Raw genomic sequence first — 19520 nt, 5'->3', positions numbered from 1 at the left:
TGCTCGGTCCGCCGCGCCCGGCGTTGACCCTCGTGAGGGCGGTGCCGAGGGTGGCCGCATGACGATCACGCGGAGCCTGCGCGGCCGGCTCGTCGCGGTCGCCTCGGTGGCCACGGTGCTGCTGACGGCGACGCCCCCGGCCCAGGCCTTCACGACCTACACGCCGACGGGCGGTCCGGCGGTCAACCTGGTCGGTACCGGCATCAGCCTGACCGACATCCCCAACGGCCAGACGATCACGTGCGCGTCGTTCACCATGGCCGGCGGGGTGAGCAGCCCCGGTCTCAGCCGCGCCTACCCGGCCCCGGCGGTCAACCTGCCGACGCTGGCCAGCGCCGGCTGCACCAACACCCTCTGGGGTCCGGTCACCTTCGCGCTGGCCCCGACCTGGCGGCTCGCGATGACCGGCGACCCGAGCGGCGGGCTGTGGCCCGCACGGCTGAGCCAGGTCAAGATCAGCGGGAACGTCGCCGGGTGCGCCATCGAGGTCACCGGGGTCGTCGACGGCACCTTCGCGGTCGGCAGCCAGCGGTTCACCCCGGTCGCGGGGCCCTCCGGCCTCGGCGTCACGGCCGCGGTGGGCGGCGCTCCGTGCGTGGCGATCGACGTCGTCGTGGGCGACCCGATCGCGGTGGGCGGCTACTGGACCAACACCGCGATGCCGCCGCTCGCCCTCGCCAACCCCTGAGCCCCGGCACACCGGCACCCGGCCGGGGGACCGGTCCGCCTGTGCGATGCTTAGGTAATGCAAACCTCACTTCGTGCGGGTGGCGGGGTGGAGCCACCCGCGTCCCCGGAGGCCTCGGCGCAGGCGTCACCGGAGCCGTCCCCGGAGGCCCCGGCCGGCCCGACGGGCCCGGCCGGGGCGGTCCGCACCGGCCGCGGCCGCCGGGTCGCCGTGATCGTCGCCGCCGTCGTGCTGCTCCTCGTGGCGGTCGCGCTCAGCCTCGCCCTCGGCGTGCGTGGCGTCGCCCTCCGCGAGACCTGGCAGGCCCTCGTCGACCCGGTCGCCGGGAACGTCGACCACGACGTGATCCGGGGGCAGCGGGTGCCGCGCACGATCATCGGCGTCCTGGCCGGAGCCGCGCTCGGCCTGGCCGGCGGTCTCGCCCAGGCGATCACCCGCAACCCGCTGGCCGACCCCGGACTGCTCGGCCTCAACGCCGGTGCCTCGCTCGGCATCGTCGTCGCGGCGACGGCGTTCGGCGTGGTCAACCCCGGTGTCTCGGTGTGGTTCGGCTTCCTCGGCGCCGCGCTCGCGTTCGTCCTCGTGTTCGCGATCGGGCACGGGCGCCCGGTGCACCTGGCGCTGGCCGGGGCGACCGTCACGGCGCTCATGGTGCCGATCTCGACGCTGCTGCTCTTCCGCGACGTCGACGCCTTCAACCAGCTCCGGTTCTGGTCGGTCGGCGCGCTCACCGGACGTGACGTCGACGCGGTCGCGGGCCTGTGGCCGTTCCTGCTGGTCGGCCTGGTGCTCGCGCTGTTCGTCGCCCACCGCCTCAACGGCCTGGCGCTCGGCGACGACGTCGCGGCCGCCCTCGGCCAGAGCGTCGGTACGACGCGCCTGCTGGCCGGAGTCGCGATCGTCGCGCTCGCCGGTGCCGCCACCGCGCTGGCCGGACCGATCGCCCTGGTCGGCCTCGTCGTGCCGCATGCGGCGCGGCGCCTGATCGGCCAGGACTACCGCTGGGTGGTGCCGCTGTGCGCGCTGCTCGGCCCGATCCTCCTCGTCGCGGCCGACATCATCGGCCGGCTGGTCCGCCAGGACGAGCTCGAGGCCGGTGTCGTCGCCGCCCTGATCGGCGCCCCGGTGCTGGTCGCGGTCGCCCGCGGACGACGGGTGGCGGGCCTGTGACCACGCTGCCCACCCTGCCGTTGGTCCGGCTGCGCAGGCGCCGTCGTACCCGGGCGGGTGCGGTGGTGCTCGTCGGTCTCCTCGCCTGCCTCGTGCTGGTGCTGGTCAGCCTCAACATGGGCATGGCCGGCGTACCGCCCGAGCGGGCGCTGCCCGCGATCTTCGGGGTCGGCGACCGCTTCGACCTGCTCGTCGTGCAGAAGCTCCAGCTCCCGCGCGGGCTCGCCGCGATCCTGGCCGGGCTCGCGTTCGGCCTGGCCGGTGCGCTCTTCCAGTACACGCTGCGCAACAACCTCGCCAGCCCCGACATCCTCGGCATCTCCGGCGGTGCCTCGCTCGGCGCGATCACCGCCATCACCGCGTATGGCGCCACCGGGCTCGCGATCACCGGCTCGGCCCTGCTCGGCGGGCTCGCCACGGCGGTCGCGATCTGGGCGCTGGCCTGGCGCGGGGGACTGCACGGCATCCGGTTCGTGCTCGTCGGCGTCGGCCTGTCGTACGTCTGCGCCTCGCTCATCGCCTGGCGGCTCTCCGAGGCCGACCTGCGCGAGGGCGGGACCGTCCTGCTGTGGACCGTCGGCAGCGTGGCCGACATCCGCGACGGCATGCTCGGCCTGCTCGCGCTGGGCGTCGGTGTGCTGCTGGTGCTGGGCCTGGTCGTGGGCCGCGACCTGCGCCCACTCGCGCTCGGCGACGAGCACGCCAGCGGCCTCGGCGTCGCCCCCAACCGGGCCCGTGCGCTGGCGCTGCTGGTCGGGGTCGGCCTGGTCGCGCTCGCGACCGCGGTGGCCGGACCGATCGCCTTCGTCGCGCTGGTCTCGCCGGCCATCGCCCGCCGGCTGGTCGACGACGGCGGGGCCGCGCTGCTGCCGTCCGCGGTCGTCGGCGCCACCCTCACCCTCGCCGCCGACGTGGTCGGCCAGGCGGCGCCGTTGGGGCTCGACGCGCCCGTCGGCGTCGTCACCGGCCTGATCGGCGCGCCGTACCTCCTCTGGCTGCTCGCCCGCAGCGACCGAAAGGCGACCTCATGAGCACCGCGATCACCGCCACCGGGCTCTCGCTCGGCTACCGCAACCACCACGTGATCGAGAACCTCGACCTGGTCCTGCCCCCGGGCAAGGTCACCGCGATCGTCGGGCCCAACGCCTGCGGCAAGTCCACGCTGCTGCGCGGCCTGGCCCGGCTGCACCCCCACGCCGCGGGCAGCGTCACGGTCGACGGCCAGGACATCGGCGCGCTCTCGCGCAAGCAGCTCGCCCGGCTGATCGGCGTGCTGCCCCAGTCGTCGGTCGCCCCGGACGGCGTCCGGGTGGCCGAGCTGGTCAGCCGGGGCCGGTTCCCGCACCAGGGCTGGTTCGGCCGCCACTCCAGCGACGACGACGTCGTCGTGATGCGTGCGCTCGAGGCCACCGGGGTCGCCGAGCTGGCCGAGCGCCGCCTCGAGGAGCTCTCCGGCGGCCAGCGCCAGCGGGTCTGGATCGCGATGGTGCTCGCCCAGGAGACCAGCGCGGTGCTGCTCGACGAGCCGACCACCTATCTCGACGTCACCCACCAGCTCGAGCTCCTCGACCTGCTGGCCGACCTCAACGCCGAGCGGGGGACCACCGTCGTGATGGTGCTCCACGAGCTCAACCACGCCGCGCGCTATGCCGACCACATGGTCGTCATGTCCGGCGGCCGGGTCGTCGGCGAGGGAGCGCCGGGGGAGGTGCTGACCGTGGCCTCGGTGCGCGACGCCTTCGGCCTCGACGCCGAGATCATCCCCGACCCGGTGACCGGCGGACCGCTCGTCGTCCCGCGGGGGCGTCCACGATCCGCCGCGATCGCGGCGTCCTGACCGAATACTGTTAGGTTACGCTTACCTAACCCCGAACCAACGAGGAGAGACGCGTGCGTACGACACGTGCCTTCCGCCGTGCGGCCGCCCTGGTGGCGGCCACGACGGCGGCCCTGGCCCTGACGGCCTGCGGCAGCGAGAACGACAAGGCGGCCGACGAGGGCAAGACCACCGGTGCGGCCACCGACAGCTTCCCGATCACGATCGAGAACGCCTACGGCGAGACCGTGATCAAGGAGGAGCCGAAGCGCGTCGCCACCTGGGGCTGGGGCTCGACCGAGGCGGCCATCGCCTCGGGCGTCTACCCGGTCGCCGTGGCCGAGCAGCTGTGGACCGTCGGCAAGGACAACCTCCTGCCCTGGGTCGAGGAGGCCTACGACAAGGCCGACGTCGAGCACCCGGCGCTCCTCACCGACGACGGCTCGGGCACCACCGTGCCCTACGACGAGTTCATCGCGGCCAAGCCCGACCTGATCCTCGCGCCCTACTCGGGCCTGACCGAGGAGCAGTACAAGACGCTCAGCGACATCGCCCCGGTCGTCGCCTTCCCCGAGGGTCCCTGGACCACGCCGTGGGACGAGACCATCAGCATCACCGCCAAGGCCCTCGGCCGCAGCGCGCAGGGCGAGAAGATCCTCGGCGACATCGACACCTTCTTCGCCGACGAGGCCGAGAAGCACCCCGAGTTCGCGGGCAAGACGATCGCCGGCATCTGGGCCAGCCCCAACGCGCTGTCGATCTACACCGCCCTCGACCCGCGCGTGGCGATCATGGCCAAGCTCGGCTTCGAGGTCGCGCCGAGCGTGGCCAAGCTCGACAGCTCCAAGGGTGGCTTCTTCTTCGAGATGAGCTACGAGAAGGCCGACGAGCTCGACGCCGACGTGATCATCAGCTACCACGACAACGACGACGAGGCCGCGGCCATGCTCAAGGACCAGAAGGCCCTGGCCATCCCCGCGGTCAAGAGCGGCTCGGTCGCCCAGGTCGTCGGCCGGGTCAACGTCTCGTCGGTCTCGCCGCCGACCGCGCTGAGCTACAACTGGAAGGACGGCCTGCCGTCCCTCATCGACACGCTGGCCGGCGTCGTCGCCAAGTAGCCCCGAGGCAGCACCTCCCCGCATCCACCCGCCGACGGGTCCGCGCTGCGCGTCAGCGCGGCCCGTCCGGGTGGATGCTGCGCGTCTCGGCCCGTTCGTAGGTGCGCGGCAGGTGGTCGCGGACGTAGACCTTGGGCAGCGCCTTGGCGATCGACAGCGCCACGTAGATGACGGTGTTGATCGCCACGAACGCGGCGAGGATGCCGAACGCGTGGCTGCGCACCAGCGCTTCGGGGAAGAGGATGCCGAGGCTGGTCATGAGTCCGCCCGGAGGCCGTGCGGGGTGGAGACCACGTGCTTCCACGTGGCGGTGCGGCCCAGCGACATGTCGATGATGCCCTTCAGGTAGACGATGTCGAGGAAGAGCGCGTAGAAGAGCTCGGGGAACAGCGTCGCCGCGAGCAGCCGGGCGCGCCAGCCGCCCTTCCAGACCGTGACGATCCGCTCGACGGTGAAGATCAGGCCCGTGCCGAGCCAGAACGGGAACCACACCCAGGTGTCGAACGACAGCGCCATGAGCGCCATCAGCAGCAGGTAGGCGCCGAGCGCGATGACGCCGTAGCCGATGCCGAGCTGCTGGGCCCAGTAGCGGAAGGTCGCCGGGCGCATGCCGTACTCGCCGAGGTTCTCCAGGGCGCCGCGCTGCCAGCGCAGCCGCTGGGCCCACAGGGTGCGCCAGGTGGGCATCACCTCGGTGACCACGGTGCAGTCGCTGGGGGAGATGACCAGGCCCCCGAGGGTCTTGAGGGCCAGGGTGATCTCGTTGTCCTCGGTCAGCACGAGGGTGTCGTAGACATCGCCCGGTACGCCGGGCAGGATCCGGCCCCGCTCGGCGGCGACGGTGCGCAGCGCGCGCGGCCGGAACACCGTCGCGGTGCCGGTCAGCACGAAGACCCGGCCCCGGCGGCGCTGGAGGTCGCGGGCGTAGCGGGTGTATTCGTTGCGCTGGAACTGGCCGATGAGGCCCTTGCCGTCCTCGCCGTAGAACAGCCCGCCGATCGCCATGAGCGCGCGGTCCTCGCTCATCCGGCGCACGACGGAGTCGAGGAAGCCGGCGTCGAGCACCGTGTCGGCGTCCATCACCATGACCAGGTCGTTCTCGCCCTGGCTGGGCAGCAGGTCGCGCAGCGCCTGGTTGAGCCCGCCGGCCTTCTTGTGCTCGTTGGCGACGGTCGCGAAGACCTCGGCGCCGCCGGCCCGGGCGATCGCCGCGGTGTCGTCGGTGCAGTTGTCGGCCACGACGACCACCCGCTCGGGAGGCCGGGACTGGGCGAAGAGCGAGGCCAGAGTGGCGCCGATGCTGGCGGCCTCGTTGTGGGCCGGGACCAGCACGGTCAGCGTGACGGGTCCGTGGAAGACCCCGCGGGTCTCGGCCATGACGTGCTTGGGCGCGAGCGGCAGGCGCTCGCCGTCCTCGCTGCGGCGGGCGCGGTTGGCGATGCGCCGCTCGAGCAGCGCGACGCCGGCGGCGAAGAGCAGCGCGAGCCCGGCGGCCGCGCTCAGGGTCGGCACGCTGGGTGCCTCGGTGTCGTAGAGCAGGTGCCAGGCACCCAGGACCAGGCCGTCCGCTGGTCGTTCCTCACGTCCTGGGGTCCCCGAGACCGACCACCAGAGCAGTCCTGCTCCGGCCGCGGCGGTCCCGAAGATCAGCAGGCCGACGGCTCGCTGCAATCCGCGCACGGTTTTCCCTCCCTCTCGTCGCCACCTGGCACGTCCCTCCACCTTCGAGACTAGGCAATTCCGGCGCCGGGCCGCAGCCGGAGCCTGCGGAACCGACCGTTCGGCAGACCGGGCCGGGACGAAGGTCCCGATCTCCTTCGGTCCCTCCCGTTCCGGCCGATGGACGAGCACAGGCAGGTGGGCCGGGCCACCGCCCGGACCGGACGGAGGAGCGATGGAGTCCCGCACGGAGGGGGCTGCGCTGCGGCGCTCGATCCTGGACACCCTGCCGTTCAGCATCATCGCCACGGACGCACGCGGCCGGATCGTGACGGTCAACCCGGCGACCGCGGCGTTGCTCGGCTACGACCGCGACGAGCTCGTCGGAGCTCCGCTCACCGTCGTCGACGGCGCCCGTCGCCGGCTGTACCCGGACGGCGCGCCGGCGCTCGCGGACGCGGGCGGCCACGACATCGAGTGGGTGTACCGCCGGCGCGACGGCACGAAGGTCCCCGTGCAGGAGGCGATCGTCCCGCTCGACGGGGAGGACGGCGCGGAGCCGGGCTTCCTGGTCGTCGCCTACGACATCACGCACCGGGCGCAGACCCGCGACCACGTGGAGCACCTCGCGACCCACGACAGCCTGACCAACCTGCCCAACCGCTCGCTGCTGCTGCGCCACCTGGAGGGTGCGCTGGAGCGGGCCCAGCAGACCTCGCTGCACCTGGCGCTCGTCCTGCTCGACCTCGACCACTTCAAGCGGATCAACGACTCACTGGGCCACCACATCGGTGATGAGCTGCTCGTGGTGGTGGCCGAGCGGCTGCTCGCCTGGACCCGGGCGGGGGACCTCGTCGCGCGCCTCGGCGGCGACGAGTTCGCGATCGTGCTCCACGACGTCCCGCCGTACGCCGACCTGGAGCGCCGCCTCGAGGAGCTCATGGTCGACGTACTCGCCCCGGTCGTCGTGCACGGCTACGAGCTGGCGGTGACGGGCAGCATCGGCGGGATCCGCTATCCCGCGGACGGCGAGGACCCGGCGACCCTGCTCAAGCACGCCGACATCGCGATGTACGAGGCCAAGGCGGCCGGGCGCAACGCCGTACGCTGGTTCGAGGCCGGCATGCTCAAGGACGACGACGGCCGGCTCGCGCTCTCGGCCGCGCTGCGCCAGGCGCTGGAGCAGGGCGAGCTCTCGCTGGCCTACCAGCCGCAGCTCGACCTCGCGACCGGCAAGGTGGTCGGCGTCGAGGCGCTCGCCCGCTGGACGAGCCCCACGCTGGGCCCGGTGCCCCCGGACCGGTTCATCCCGGTCGCCGAGGACGGCGGCATGATCACCCACCTCGGCAACTGGGTGCTGCGCACCGCGTGCGAGGCGCTCGTGCGGATGCAGGAGGAGCTCGGTCACCCGCTGCGGCTCGCGGTCAACGTCTCGCCGCGCCAGCTCCAGGCCCGGGCGTGGCTGGACGAGATCGCCGACGCGATCGCGACCGCCGGTATCGCTCCGGCCCAGCTCGAGGTCGAGATCACCGAGGGCCTGCTCATCGAGGACCACGGCGACGTCGTCGCGATGCTGGAGTCACTGCGCTCGCTGGGCGTCTCGATCGTGGTCGACGACTTCGGCCGCGGCTACAGCAGCCTGGCGTACCTGACGAAGTTCCCCATCGACAAGATCAAGATCGACCGCTCCTTCATCTCCGAGATCACCTGCGCCGACACCGACGCCGCGATCGTCGACGCGATCATCGTGATGGCGCACGCGCTCGGCATGACCGTCGTGGCCGAGGGGGTCGAGACCGCGGTGCAGGAGCGCTACCTGCGCGAGCGCGGGTGCGACGAGGTGCAGGGCTACCGCTACAGCCCCGGCGTCGCGGTCGACGACGTGGTGCAGGTGACCCGGGCGCTCTCGGGGTGAACGTCGGGCCGCCTCGGGGTGCCCGTCAGTAGCTCTTCGGCAGCCCCAGCATCGCGGTGCCGATGTGGGCCAGGACGAGCTCCTCGGCGACCGGGATGTTCTTGGCGATCCGGGCGTCGCGGAAGATCCGCTCGATGGGGTACTCCTTGGAGTACGCCATCCCGCCGAGGGTCTGGAAGGCCTGGTTGGCGGCCTCCCAGCCGACCTGGGCGCCGGTCAGCTTGGCGACGTTGGCCTCGTTGCCGCACGGGCGGCCCTGGTCGAAGAGCCAGGCGGCCTGGTAGGTCATCAGCCGGCCGAGCTCGGTCTTGGCCTTGATCTGGGCGAGGGGGAACTGCAGGCCCTGGTTGGCGCCGATCGGGCGGCCGAAGACCTCGCGCTCGCGGGCGTAGTCGCAGGCGATCCGCAGCGCGGCGTCCGCCGTACCGATGCCTCCGGAGGCGGCGAGGATGCGCTCGGGGTTGAGCACGTCCCACAGCACCGCGAAGCCCGCGTCGACCTCGCCGATCACGTTGGCCGCCGGCACTCGGACGTCGTCGAGGAAGACCTGGCTGGACTGCAGGATGTTGCTGCCCATCTTGGGGATCGGCGTGTACGACAGCGTGCCCGCGGCGAGCGCCTCCTTGACGTCGACCAGGAAGAGCGTGAAGCCGGCCGTGCGCGGCAGGCCGCGCTCGCGCGTCTCGGCCGCGGGGACGGTGCGGGTGACCGCGACCATCCAGTCGGCGTTCTCGACGTTGGAGATCCAGACCTTCTGGCCCTTGATGACGAACTCGTCGCCGTCGCGGCGCGCAGCGGTCTTGATCTCGATGGCGTTGCTGCCGGCGTCGGGCTCGGTGAGCGCGAGGCAGAACTGGAGCTCGCCGGTGGCCAGGCCGGGCAGGATCCGCTGCTTCTGCTCGTCGGTGCCGTGCCGGCTCAGGGTCATCGCCCCGAAGCCGGGCGTGGTGACGTAGAAGAACGTGCCGGCCACGCCGCCGGACGCGCACAGCGTCATGTTGGCGACCGCCAGCTCGAGCAGGCCCTGGCCGCCACCGCCGTACTCCTCGGGGATGCAGAGCCCGAACCAGCCGCCGTTGCCGAGGTCGTCGAAGACCTCCTGGGGGAAGCGGTGCTGCTCCTCGCAGCGCGACCAGTAGGCGTGGTCGTACCTGGCGGCCACGGCGGCGACGCCCTCGCGGACGGCGAGCGCGCTCTCGGGCAGGTCGAAGTCCATCGGGCTCCTTGGGACGAGGTTCAGACGAGGGGACGGCGGAACCGGCGGCGCAGCCGGGTGTCGGCGAGCCACAGGTTGAACGGGAAGATCCGCAGCGGGCGGGGGAGCAGTCGCTCGATCCGGCCGAAGAGCCGCATCAGCCGCTCGAAACGGGCCTGCTGGCGTGTGCTCCAGGGCAGCCCCATCGCCTCGCGGAAGGGCGGCGGCAGGAAGCCGGTGGTCACGAAGACGAGGAACGGCGCGAGCAGCCGGAAGGGCCGGGGGAAGTTGCGCAGGGTCGTCAGCTCCAGCAGGTACGACGCCACGGCGGGGTCGATGTCGACCTCGGCGAGCGACTCCTCCCAGTAGCGGTCGAACGCCGCGCGGTCGGCCGGCCACGCCTCGGGCGGCATCTGCAGCGTGGTGCCGAAGCGCGCGCAGTGCAGGTAGAGCGCGTCGGCCTCGGCGTCGGGGAGCGGCCCGTGCATCTTGTCGATCATGTCGACGGTGCCGTAGTAGAGGCAGGCGGCGACCCAGGTCTGGAGCCGCGGGTCCATCGCGCGGTACTCGACCTTCTCGCCGGGGCGCGAGTAGACCTGGGCGTGCTGCTTGTTGACCGCCTGGCGGAAGGCGGTGCGATCGGCGTCGTCGCCGAGCAGGGCGACGGCGAGGTAGGTGAACGTCGTGCGGCCGCGCTTGAAGGGCCGCTTCATCGCCGAGCCGTCGTGGACCCGGCTGTTCATCACGCCGTGGCCGACACCCGGCCAGCTCAGCTGGAGGATCACGTTGGCGGGACCGGCCAGGTGGGCGCCGAGACCGGAGACGTGGTCGCGCACGTCGAAGCCGGCGGGCACGGGCAGGTCGCGTGGCTTGCGCGCGGGCGGTGACGCTGCGGAGGGAGCGGTGGAGGTCACGCCGTCCACGCTAGCCTGTTGTTGGCACGCTGCCAATAGTAGGGTTCGGGTCATGACCGCAGCAGCGACCCGGCGCCGGCTCCCGCCCGACGAGCGGCGCGAGCAGATCCTGGCCGCCGCCGAGCGGCTGTTCGCCGAGCGTCCGTACGCCGAGGTGGCGACCACCGGCATCGCCCGCGAGGCGGGGGTCGCGCGCGGGCTGCTCAACCACTACTTCGGCGACAAGCGCGCCCTCTACCTCGAGGTGGTCCGCCGGGCCGCGCTGCTGCCGACGCTCGAGGACGTCCCGCTGCCGACCGGCTCGCTGGAGGAGCGCGTCGAGGTCGCGGTGACCTGGTTCCTCGGCTCGATCACGCCCGAGCGGGCGACGTACCTGACGGTGCGGGCGGCGGAAGGCGTGGGCGAGGACGCCGAGATGCGCGCCATCCTCGACGAGGCCCACGACCTCGCGGCCCGCCGGGTGCTGGAGATGGTGGGCGGCGATCCGGCCGATCGCGCGGCCCGGGCCACGGTCCGGGCGTACGGCGAGCTGGCCCGCGGCGCGATCCGGGAGTGGTCGCGCGACGGCGCGCTCACCCGCGACCAGGCGCACCTGCTGCTGCGCGAGGCGCTGCTGGTCATCGTGCGAGCGGTGCTCCCACGACTCTGAGCGCGCGGGCGCTGCCGGGCCGGCCGGGCGCGGCCCGCTTGACGTCGTACATGGCCTGGTCGGCGCGGGCCAGCAGGCTGCGCGGGCTCTCGCTGTGCTCGGAGACGGCGGTGCCGACGCTCGCCGTGATCCGGTCGTACGGCGCGTCGGAGGCCTGGCCGTAGGGGAGCGCCACCTGGGCCCGCACCTCGTCGGCGTACCGCTCCAGGTCGGCGGGACCGCCGAGTCGCGGGCGCAGGACGACGAACTCGTCGCCGCCGACCCGGGCCACGGTGTCCTCCGGCCCGGCCGTCTCGGTGAGCCGGCGGGCGATCTCGACGAGGAGCAGGTCGCCCTCCTGGTGCCCCCAGGCGTCGTTGACCGACTTGAAGCCGTTGAGGTCGAGCCCGACCACCCCCACCGTGCCGGGGGCGCCCTGGGCGAGTGCCGCCTCCAGCCGCTCGGTGAGCAGGGTGCGGTTGGCGAGCCCGGTCAGCGGGTCGTGCAGCGCCAGGTGGCGCAGCTCGCTGATGAGCGCGTTGCGCGAGTCGCGGAACAGCGCGAGGCTCAGCACCACCAGCGTCAGGCTGCCGATCATGCCCTGTGCGAGCAGCGCCTGGTTCTCGGCGGGCAGACCCTGCAGTGCGCCGAGGTCGAGCAGCGTCCCGACCAGCACGCACACCGCGGCGGCGGCCAGGAACAGCGTGCTCGTGGTGGTCGAGTAGCGCAGTGAGACCCACATCGCCGGCAGCATGATGGCGAAGGCGATCGGCTCGCCCGGGTTGACCCAGAAGACCCGGCCGAAGACGGCGAGCGTGACGACCACGCACGCGACGGTCTCGGCGACCCGTGGCCCGGTGATCACCGGGCGGCGCCAGCGGGCGTCCTGGAGCCGGAGCACGAGGGCGACCCCGGCCAGCGCGGTGACGCCGTTGCGCACCGCGAAGAGCGCGAAGGTCTGCACCAGGCCGTCGTGCCCGGCGTGCGCGAGGTAGGCGACCGCGAGGGCCGCGGAGCAGACCGTCCCGGTGCTCACCGCCACGACGAGGCGGGCCAGGTCGGCGGGCTCGCGCAGCACCGCCGTACGACGCCCGGGGGTGAGCAGGAGCGCGGTGACCGCCGCGAGCACGGCGTTGACGCCGGTGAACCACGCGGCCAGGCCCACCGTGGCCCCGGTCGCGAGGGTCGCGGCGAAGTTCGTCAGGCACAGCAGCACCGCGTGGGGCACCGCCCGGCGTGGCCCCAGTCCGCGGGCGTGGAGCGCCCAGAGCACGCTGATGGCCGCGGCAGGCCACACCAGCGCGACCTCGCCGTGGTCGACGCGCACCGCCCGGCCGGCCACCACGGCCAGTGCCTCGGCCGCGGCGAAACCCAGCGCGGGCAACGCTGCCCGGACGAGGCGTCGTGCCACGGTGCTGCTCCGTTCGGATGGATGGGGTGCACCGCTTCGATCGGCCGTCTGCGGCCGGATCGGAGGACTTCGCAGCCGCCGGAGGCCCGCGTGACCAACCTTCGACCAATCTCCGTTTGCTCTGCTGTGCGGACCGCCACTCTCACTCGGGGAGATCGTTCATGGGGAACCTTCCGGCGCGCACTTCCGCGCGCACCACCAGCTCGTCGCACCGGTCGCCCGGGCACCTCAGCCGCCGCTCCTTCGTCGGCTACGTCCTCTGCGGCACCGGCCTCGTCGTCGCCGCCGACCTCACGCTCGGCTCCGCGCCGGCGCACGCCCTGCCGATCCCGTCGGTGCCGCAGGTGCCCGAGATCTACGACCTCAACGACTTCCTCACCCACTGCGCGCTGCCCACCTCGGCGCTGGTCGCGATCCACGTCGACGACCAGGGTGATGCGCACTTCGCGCTGCCGCGGATGGAGGTCGGCCAGGGGATCACCACCTCGACCGCGATGATCATCGCCGACGAGCTCGACCTGCCGCTCGACCGCGTCCACGTCACGCTGGCGCCGGCCCGGCCTGAGCTGCTGTTCAACCAGCTGACCGGCGGCTCCAACACCACCATCTCGACGTACACCCCGATCCGGGTGGCGGCCGCCGTGGCCCGCAAGGCGCTGCTCGAGGCGGCCGCGATCGAGCTCGGCGCGCTGGCCGAGACGCTCGTGGTCAAGGCCGGCACGATCTTCGACAGCCTCGGCTCGTCGCTGACCTACGGCCAGGCGGCCGCGCTGGCGGCGCCGCCGACGACGCGCCGGGTCCGGGTCTCGCTCAAGGCCGCGGCCGAGCAGCGGCTCGTCGGTACGCCGCAGCGGCGCGTCGACGCGCTCGACGCGGTCACCGGTCGCAAGCAGTACGCGATGGACCTCGACGTCCCCGGTGCGCTGCCGACCATGGTCTGCCGCCCGCCCGGCCTCAACGGCTCGGTCCGAGAGGTCCGCAACCGGGCCGCGGTCCTGGCGCTGCCCGGCGTCACCCATGTCGCGGTGATCCCGACCGGGGTCGCCGTACGGGCCCGGACGTTCGGGCAGTGCATCGACGCCGTCCGGGCGCTCGACGTCGCCTGGAAGGCCGGGTCGGTGCCCGGCAAGTCGGCCGACGACATCGCTCTGGAGCTGCGCCGCGCCCAGCTGCCGCTCGCGGTGCCCAAGCTCGGCGCGACCACGGTCGAGGGCGACTTCACCTTCCACTTCCGCAGCGGCTCGGCGCTCGAGCCCAACTGCGCGATCGCCGACGTCCGCGACGGCAACGCCACGATCTGGGGCGGGCTGAAGTCGCCGATCGATGCCCAGTCCAAGGTCGCCAGGGCGCTCGGGCTGCCGCAGCGCAAGGTGACGGTCAACGTGGTCCAGGGTGGCGGCTCGTTCGGCCGCAAGCTCTTCAGCGACGCCGCGATCGAGGCCGCGCAGGCGTCGCGGGCGTTCGGTGTCCCGGTCAAGCTCATGTGGCACCGTGCCGACGAGCCGCGCCAGGGCCGGGTGCACCCGATGGCGACCTCGCGGGTCCGGGCCACGGTGCTGCTCGGCAGCGTGGTCACCTTCGAGCAGCGGCACACCTCGGTCTCGACCGACTTCACCCACGGGCTCGGCGAGCGGCTCACCGCCGAGGTGGCCGCGCTGCCGACGGGGCTGGCCAACCTGGGGTTCTCCGAGACGATCTTCCTGCTCAGCCAGGAGCTGCCCTACAACTTCGGGGTCGTCACCCAGCTGCTCAACGAGTCGAACAACGACGTCGACCGGTTCAACACCAGCTCGGTGCGCAACATCTACTCACCCGACGTCCGCACGGCCAACGAGCTCATCGTCGACCAGCTCGCGGCCCGGCTCCGGCAGGACCCGGTCGAGTTCCGCCGCCGCCACCTCAAGAGCCGGGTGGTCAAGCGGGTGCTCGCCCGGGCCGCCGAGCTGGGGGAGTGGGGCCGATCGATGCCCGCGGGCACGGCCCAGGGCATCGCGATCCACAAGGAGTACAAGGGCGCGACCGCCGTCCTGGTCGAGATCGACTGCCGGCCCGCGACCGTGGACCGCAAGGTCCGCGACGCCGTCACCGGGCCCCGGGTCACCAAGGCGGTCGTGGTCGTCGACTGCGGTCTCGTGGTCAACCCGCTGGGGGTCGAGGCCCAGATGATGGGCGGCTTCTCCGACGGCATGGCCCAGGCGCTGACCTACGGCAACCACCTCGTCGACGGGCACTTCCTGGAGGCCAGCTGGGACAACTCGGCCTACACCCGGCAGTGGAACACGCCCCCCGACTTCCGCTGCGAGGTGATGGAGTCCGACCGGCGCGAGCCCGGCGGCATCGGCGAGGCCGGCGTCGCCGCCTCGATGGCCGCCGTCGCCTGCGCCTACGCGCGGGCCACCGGGACGATGCCCACCGAGTTCCCGATCAACTTCCGCGCCCCGCTGCACTTCGAGCCCAAGCCCTTCGTCCCCTCCGTCCCCGAGTCGCCGGTCGACGGCCTCGACCACCTCTCCTGAGGAGCCCGCGATGCCGAAGCACACCTTCCAGCTCAACGGCGAGACCGTCACCGTCGACGTCGAGGACGACGTCCGGATCCTGTGGGTCCTGCGCGACGTCCTCGGCGTCACCGGGCCCAAGTACGGCTGCGGGATCAACGTCTGCAAGGCCTGCACCTCCCACCTCAACGGCAAGGCGTTCAACCCGTGCTCGGTGCGGGTCCAGGACGTCGGCCCCGACGACGAGATCACCACCATCGAGGGGCTGGCCGACACCGCGCCCGGCGACGGCCTGCACCCGATGCAGGAGGCGTGGCTGGAGCACGACGTCGCCCAGTGCGGCTACTGCCAGCCGGGCCAGATCATGGCCGCGGTCGCCCTCGTCCACCGGGTCCGCAAGGAGGGGCGGGCGATCACCGAGGACGACCTCGACGCCCTCCGCAACGTGTGCCGGTGCGGCACCTACCCGCGGATCCGGCAGGCGATCCGGACCGGGGCCGAGCGCATGGGCTGAGCGCGTGGGCTGAGGGGCTCAGCACTCGATGACGTTGACGGCGAGGCCCCCGCGCGAGGTCTCCTTGTACTTCGTCATCATGTCCCGGCCGGTCTCGCGCATGGTCTTGAGCGCCTTGTCGAGGCTGACCTTGTGCGAGCCGTCGCCGTGGCTGGCCATCCGGGCCGCGTTGATCGCCTTGACCGAGGCGATCGCGTTGCGCTCGATGCAGGGGATCTGGACCAGTCCGCCGACGGGGTCGCAGGTCAGGCCGAGGTTGTGCTCGATGCCGATCTCGGCGGCGTTCTCGACCTGGGCCGGCGTACCGCCGATCACCTCGCACAGCGCCCCGGCCGCCATCGCGCACGCCGAGCCGACCTCGCCCTGGCAGCCCACCTCGGCGCCGGAGATCGAGGCGTTCATCTTGGCCAGGATGCCGATGGCCGCGCCGGTCAGCAGGAAGCGCACGATGCCGTCGTCGACCTCGTCCTGCGGGCGCCCGGCGGCCACGAAGCGCACCCAGTAGTGCAGCACCGCGGGGACGATGCCGGCCGCGCCGTTGGTCGGCGCGGTGACGACCCGGCCGCCCGAGGCGTTCTGCTCGTTGACGGCGAGGGCGTAGAGGTTGACCCAGTCCATGACGTCGAACGGATCGGTACCGCCGCGCGCGCAGAGGCTCGTGTAGAGCTCGGGCGCGCGCCGCGGGACCTTGAGCCCGCCCGGCAGGACGCCCTCGCGGTGGCAGCCCTCGTCGACGCACGCCGCCATCACCCGCCAGATCTCCAGCAGCCCGGCCCGGACGTCGGCCTCGGGGCGCCAGGTGAGCTCGTTGGCGAGCATGACGTCCGAGATGCTCATGTCCTCGCGCGCGCAGACGGCGAGCAGCTCGGCACCGGTGCTGAAGGGGTACGGCAGCACGGTCTCGTCGGCGACCACCCGGTCGGCACCAGCCTGGTTCTCGTCGACCACGAAGCCGCCGCCCACCGAGTAGTAGGTGCGGGCACGCAGCTCGGCGCCCGCGGCGTCGTACGCGGTGAAGATCATGCCGTTGGGGTGCGCGGGCAGCGACTTGCGCCGGTGCATGACGACGTCGTCGGCCTCGAAGCGGACGGGGTGGCTGCCGGCCAGCCGCAGCTCCTGGCGGTCGAGGATCGCGGCCACCCGGGCGTCGTACGTCGTGGTGTCGGTGGTCGCGGGATCGTCCCCCTCGAGCCCGAGGATGACGGCCTTGACCGAGCCGTGCCCGTGCCCGGTCGCGCCGAGCGAGCCGAAGAGCTCGGCCCGGACCCGGGTGACGGTGCCGATCTCGCCGTCGGCGGCGAGGCCCTCGGCGAAGATCCGGGCCGCGCGCATCGGTCCGACCGTGTGCGACGACGACGGCCCGATGCCGATCGAGTAGAGGTCGAAGACGCTCAGCGCCACGTGATCACCGGCTTCTGCGTTCCATGGCTCGACGGTACAACCGTCCGGCGCGGTAGGAGGAGCGCACGAGGGGGCCGGAGAGGACGCCGCTGAAGCCGATCTCGTCGGCCTCGGTGGCGAGCTCGACGAACTCCTCGGGCTTGACCCAGCGTTCGACGGGGTGGTGACGCGGGCTGGGGCGCAGGTACTGGGTGATGGTGACCAGCTCACAGCCCGCCTCGTGCAGGTCGCGCAGGGCCTGGGAGACCTCCTCGCGGGTCTCACCCATGCCGAGGATGAGGTTGGACTTGGTGACGAGTCCGAAGGCCCGGGCCTGGGTCAGCACGTCCAGGGAGCGGTCGTAGCGGAAGGCGGGGCGGATGCGCTTGAAGATCCGCGGCACGGTCTCGACGTTGTGGGCGAGGACCTCGGGGCGGGACTCGAAGACCTCGGTGAGCAGCTCGGGGCGGCCGTTGAAGTCGGGGATGAGGTTCTCGACTCCGGTGTCGGGGTTGAGGTCGTGGATGGCGCGGACGGTCTCGGCGTAGAGCCAGGCGCCGCCGTCGGGGAGGTCGTCGCGGGCGACGCCGGTGATGGTGGCGTACTTGAGGCCCATGGTCTGGACGGATTCGGCGACGCGTCGGGGCTCGTCGCGGTCGAGGGCCTGGGGCTTGCCGGTGTCGATCTGGCAGAAGTCGCAGCGGCGGGTGCACTGGTCGCCGCCGATGAGGAAGGTGGCCTCGCGGTCCTCCCAGCACTCGAAGATGTTGGGACAGGCCGCTTCCTGGCACACCGTGTGCAGGCCCTCGGACTTCACCAGCTTGTGCAGAGCGGTGTACTCCGGGCCCATCTTCGCCTTGGTCCTGATCCAGGACGGCTTGCGCTCGATGGGGGTCTCGGCGTTGCGGGCCTCCAGCCGGAGGAGCTTGCGCCCCTCCGGCACGACCGCGGTCACGACAGCCCCGGGTAGAGCGGGTGCGCGGCGGCCAGCGCCGCCACCCGGTCGCGGAGCTTGGCCGCGGTGCCCTCGTCGTACGACGGCTTGAGCGCCTCGGCGATCACGTCGGCGACCTCGGCGAAGGCCTCCGCGCCGAAGCCGCGGGTGGCGAGGGCCGGCGTACCGATCCGCAGGCCGGAGGTGACCATCGGCGGGCGCGGGTCGAACGGGACCGCGTTGCGGTTGACCGTCAGCCCGATGCCGTGGAGCCGGTCCTCGGCCTGCTGGCCGTCGAGCTCGGAGTCGCGCAGGTCGACGAGCACGAGGTGGACCTCGGTGCCGCCGGTCAGCACCGAGACGCCCGCCTCGACCACGTCGGGCCGGGTGAGTCGCTCGGCGATGATCCGGGCGCCCTCGAGCGTGCGCTCCTGGCGCTCCTTGAACTCCGGCGACGCGGCCATCTTGAAGGCCACGGCCTTGGCCGCGACGACGTGCTCCAGCGGCCCGCCCTGCTGACCGGGGAAGACCGCGCTGTTGATCTTCTTGGCCAGCGCGGCCTTGCTGAGGATGACGCCGCCACGCGGTCCGCCGAGGGTCTTGTGCGTCGTCGTGGTGACGATGTCGGCGTAGGGGACCGGGCTCGGGTGCAGGCCGGTCGCGACGAGTCCGGCGAAGTGGGCCATGTCGACCATCAGGTAGGCGCCCACGAGGTCGGCGATCCGGCGGAACTCGGCGAAGTCCAGCTGGCGCGGGTACGCCGACCAGCCGGCCACGATCAGCTTGGGCTCGTGGAGCACGGCGAGCCGCTCGACCTCGGCCATGTCGACCCGGAAGTCGGCCGGGTCGACGTGGTAGGCGACGACGTCGTAGAGCTTGCCGGAGAAGTTGAGCCGCATGCCGTGGGTCAGGTGCCCACCGTGCGCCAGGTCGAGCCCGAGGATCGTGTCGCCGGGATCGAGCAGCGCGAACATCGCGGCCGCGTTGGCCTGGGCGCCGGAGTGCGGCTGCACGTTGGCGGCCTCGGCTCCGAAGAGGTCCTTGACCCGGTCGATCGCGAGCTGCTCGATGACGTCGACGTGCTCGCAGCCGCCGTAGTAGCGGCGGCCGGGGTAGCCCTCGGCGTACTTGTTGGTCAGGACCGAGCCCTGCGCCTCCATCACCGCGACGGGGGCGAAGTTCTCGGACGCGATGAGCTCGAGCGTGCCCTGCTGGCGGGCGAGCTCGGCGGTGATCGCCGCGTGGACGTCGGGGTCGAAGGAGGCAAGGGACTGGTCGAGCACGGCCGGGGCCATCAGGCGTCCAGGAGGGCTTCGTAGGCCGCGGCGTCGATCAGCTCGCCGGGCGCGGTGACCTTGACGACGAACAGCCAGCCGGCGCCGAAGGGGTCGCTGTTGACCAGGCTCGGGTCGGCGTCGACGGCGTCGTTGACCTCGACGACCTCGCCGGTGACCGGGGCGTAGAGGTCGCTGACGGACTTGGTGGACTCGAGCTCGCCGCAGGACTCGCCGGCGGTGACGGAGGCGCCGACCTGGGGGAGGTCGACGTACACGACGTCGCCGAGGGCGTCGGCGGCGTAGGCGGTCACGCCGACCTTGGCGAGGTCGCCGTCGAGGGCGACCCACTCGTGCTCGGCGGTGTACTGGAGGTTCGTGGGGTTGGTCATGGTGATCTCCTGGAAGT

Annotated in this window: 18 protein-coding genes; 9 read left to right on the top strand and 9 right to left on the bottom strand. The window is 72.6% G+C overall.

From position 1 onward, the window contains the following. Nucleotides 1–58 precede the first annotated feature (58 nt). The 5 genes from M0M48_RS13485 to M0M48_RS13465 all read left to right on the top strand — a co-directional run bounded on the left by M0M48_RS13485 (nt 59) and on the right by M0M48_RS13465 (nt 4792). The gene (locus M0M48_RS13485) at nt 59–688 is read left to right on the top strand and encodes a hypothetical protein (RefSeq protein WP_257751546.1); all 630 of its coding nucleotides are present in this window, start codon (nt 59–61) and stop codon (nt 686–688) included. A gap of 87 nt (nt 689–775) precedes the next feature. Beyond that, complete coding sequence (locus tag M0M48_RS13480) at nt 776–1858, top strand: FecCD family ABC transporter permease (RefSeq protein ID WP_257751545.1); 1083 nt, start codon at nt 776–778, stop codon at nt 1856–1858. Continuing rightward, nucleotides 1855–2889: a FecCD family ABC transporter permease gene (locus tag M0M48_RS13475; RefSeq protein ID WP_257751544.1), complete on the top strand. Its 1035-nt coding sequence runs from the start codon at nt 1855–1857 to the stop codon at nt 2887–2889. The genes M0M48_RS13480 and M0M48_RS13475 overlap by 4 nt, the downstream gene beginning before the upstream one ends. Then, the gene (locus M0M48_RS13470) at nt 2886–3695 is read left to right on the top strand and encodes an ABC transporter ATP-binding protein (protein WP_215816956.1); all 810 of its coding nucleotides are present in this window, start codon (nt 2886–2888) and stop codon (nt 3693–3695) included. The genes M0M48_RS13475 and M0M48_RS13470 overlap by 4 nt, the downstream gene beginning before the upstream one ends. A 53-nt stretch (nt 3696–3748) precedes the next feature. Further along, on the top strand, nt 3749–4792 hold the full coding sequence (locus tag M0M48_RS13465; protein WP_257751543.1) for an iron-siderophore ABC transporter substrate-binding protein: 1044 nt from the start codon (nt 3749–3751) through the stop codon (nt 4790–4792). Between the two features lie 52 nt (nt 4793–4844). Here the strand turns inward: M0M48_RS13465 and M0M48_RS13460 are convergent, their stop codons facing one another. Continuing rightward, entirely contained in the window at nt 4845–5051 is a 207-nt protein-coding gene (locus M0M48_RS13460; protein WP_257751542.1) for a hypothetical protein, read from the bottom strand. Further along, nucleotides 5048–6472, bottom strand: a complete 1425-nt coding sequence (locus M0M48_RS13455) for a glycosyltransferase family 2 protein (RefSeq protein ID WP_257751541.1) — start codon at nt 6470–6472, stop codon at nt 5048–5050. The genes M0M48_RS13460 and M0M48_RS13455 overlap by 4 nt, the downstream gene beginning before the upstream one ends. A 214-nt stretch (nt 6473–6686) precedes the next feature. Between M0M48_RS13455 and M0M48_RS13450 the strand changes: the two genes are divergently transcribed. Further along, nucleotides 6687–8366, top strand: a complete 1680-nt coding sequence (locus tag M0M48_RS13450; protein ID WP_257751540.1) for a putative bifunctional diguanylate cyclase/phosphodiesterase — start codon at nt 6687–6689, stop codon at nt 8364–8366. Between the two features lie 25 nt (nt 8367–8391). On the opposite strand, the gene M0M48_RS13445 is transcribed toward M0M48_RS13450, so the two are convergent. Both M0M48_RS13445 and M0M48_RS13440 read right to left on the bottom strand, forming a co-directional pair. Beyond that, nucleotides 8392–9582, bottom strand: coding sequence for an acyl-CoA dehydrogenase family protein (locus tag M0M48_RS13445; RefSeq protein ID WP_257751539.1), 1191 nt, complete (start codon nt 9580–9582; stop codon nt 8392–8394). A gap of 20 nt (nt 9583–9602) precedes the next feature. Next, the gene (locus tag M0M48_RS13440) at nt 9603–10475 is read right to left on the bottom strand and encodes an oxygenase MpaB family protein (RefSeq protein ID WP_257751538.1); all 873 of its coding nucleotides are present in this window, start codon (nt 10473–10475) and stop codon (nt 9603–9605) included. A gap of 52 nt (nt 10476–10527) precedes the next feature. Here M0M48_RS13440 and M0M48_RS13435 point away from each other — a divergent pair, with 52 nt between their 5' ends. Continuing rightward, entirely contained in the window at nt 10528–11124 is a 597-nt protein-coding gene (locus tag M0M48_RS13435; RefSeq protein ID WP_257751537.1) for a TetR/AcrR family transcriptional regulator, read from the top strand. Here the strand turns inward: M0M48_RS13435 and M0M48_RS13430 are convergent. Beyond that, on the bottom strand, nt 11093–12514 hold the full coding sequence (locus tag M0M48_RS13430) for a sensor domain-containing diguanylate cyclase (protein ID WP_257751536.1): 1422 nt from the start codon (nt 12512–12514) through the stop codon (nt 11093–11095). The two genes, M0M48_RS13435 and M0M48_RS13430, sit on opposite strands and share 32 nt — an antisense overlap. A 161-nt stretch (nt 12515–12675) precedes the next feature. Here M0M48_RS13430 and M0M48_RS13425 point away from each other — a divergent pair, with 161 nt between their 5' ends. Further along, a complete protein-coding gene (locus M0M48_RS13425; protein ID WP_257751535.1) occupies nt 12676–15030 on the top strand; it encodes a molybdopterin cofactor-binding domain-containing protein in 2355 nt (784 codons plus the stop codon). Nucleotides 15031–15040: 10 nt separating this feature from the next. After that, nucleotides 15041–15523, top strand: coding sequence for a (2Fe-2S)-binding protein (locus tag M0M48_RS13420; protein ID WP_257751534.1), 483 nt, complete (start codon nt 15041–15043; stop codon nt 15521–15523). 18 nt (nt 15524–15541) lie between these two features. On the opposite strand, the gene M0M48_RS13415 is transcribed toward M0M48_RS13420, so the two are convergent. From M0M48_RS13415 to gcvH, 4 genes are read right to left on the bottom strand one after another with little or no spacing between them, the layout of a single operon-like run. Further along, complete coding sequence (locus tag M0M48_RS13415; RefSeq protein WP_257751533.1) at nt 15542–16924, bottom strand: L-serine ammonia-lyase; 1383 nt, start codon at nt 16922–16924, stop codon at nt 15542–15544. Nucleotides 16925–16928: 4 nt separating this feature from the next. Continuing rightward, complete coding sequence (gene lipA, locus M0M48_RS13410; RefSeq protein ID WP_257751532.1) at nt 16929–17858, bottom strand: lipoyl synthase; 930 nt, start codon at nt 17856–17858, stop codon at nt 16929–16931. After that, the gene (gene glyA / locus M0M48_RS13405) at nt 17855–19132 is read right to left on the bottom strand and encodes a serine hydroxymethyltransferase (protein ID WP_257751531.1); all 1278 of its coding nucleotides are present in this window, start codon (nt 19130–19132) and stop codon (nt 17855–17857) included. Before glyA ends, lipA begins: the two co-directional genes overlap by 4 nt. Beyond that, the gene (gene gcvH, locus M0M48_RS13400) at nt 19132–19503 is read right to left on the bottom strand and encodes a glycine cleavage system protein GcvH (protein ID WP_215812921.1); all 372 of its coding nucleotides are present in this window, start codon (nt 19501–19503) and stop codon (nt 19132–19134) included. The genes glyA and gcvH overlap by 1 nt, the downstream gene beginning before the upstream one ends. Nucleotides 19504–19520 lie beyond the last annotated feature (17 nt).

This window comes from Pimelobacter simplex (genome assembly GCF_024662235.1).
Lineage (GTDB): Bacteria > Actinomycetota > Actinomycetes > Propionibacteriales > Nocardioidaceae > Nocardioides.
Note: the sequence above shows the minus strand (reverse complement) of the source record. Positions and strands in the feature narration are given on the sequence as shown.

Coding starts and splice junctions, on each gene's coding strand:
- M0M48_RS13425 (WP_257751535.1), top strand. CDS start 12,676: ATGGGGAACCTTCCGGCGCGCACTTCCGCGCGCACCACCAGCTCGTCG.
- glyA (WP_257751531.1), bottom strand. CDS start 19,132: ATGGCCCCGGCCGTGCTCGACCAGTCCCTTGCCTCCTTCGACCCCGAC.
- M0M48_RS13420 (WP_257751534.1), top strand. CDS start 15,041: ATGCCGAAGCACACCTTCCAGCTCAACGGCGAGACCGTCACCGTCGAC.
- M0M48_RS13445 (WP_257751539.1), bottom strand. CDS start 9,582: ATGGACTTCGACCTGCCCGAGAGCGCGCTCGCCGTCCGCGAGGGCGTC.
- M0M48_RS13435 (WP_257751537.1), top strand. CDS start 10,528: ATGACCGCAGCAGCGACCCGGCGCCGGCTCCCGCCCGACGAGCGGCGC.
- M0M48_RS13485 (WP_257751546.1), top strand. CDS start 59: ATGACGATCACGCGGAGCCTGCGCGGCCGGCTCGTCGCGGTCGCCTCG.
- M0M48_RS13470 (WP_215816956.1), top strand. CDS start 2,886: ATGAGCACCGCGATCACCGCCACCGGGCTCTCGCTCGGCTACCGCAAC.
- gcvH (WP_215812921.1), bottom strand. CDS start 19,503: ATGACCAACCCCACGAACCTCCAGTACACCGCCGAGCACGAGTGGGTC.
- M0M48_RS13460 (WP_257751542.1), bottom strand. CDS start 5,051: ATGACCAGCCTCGGCATCCTCTTCCCCGAAGCGCTGGTGCGCAGCCAC.
- M0M48_RS13450 (WP_257751540.1), top strand. CDS start 6,687: ATGGAGTCCCGCACGGAGGGGGCTGCGCTGCGGCGCTCGATCCTGGAC.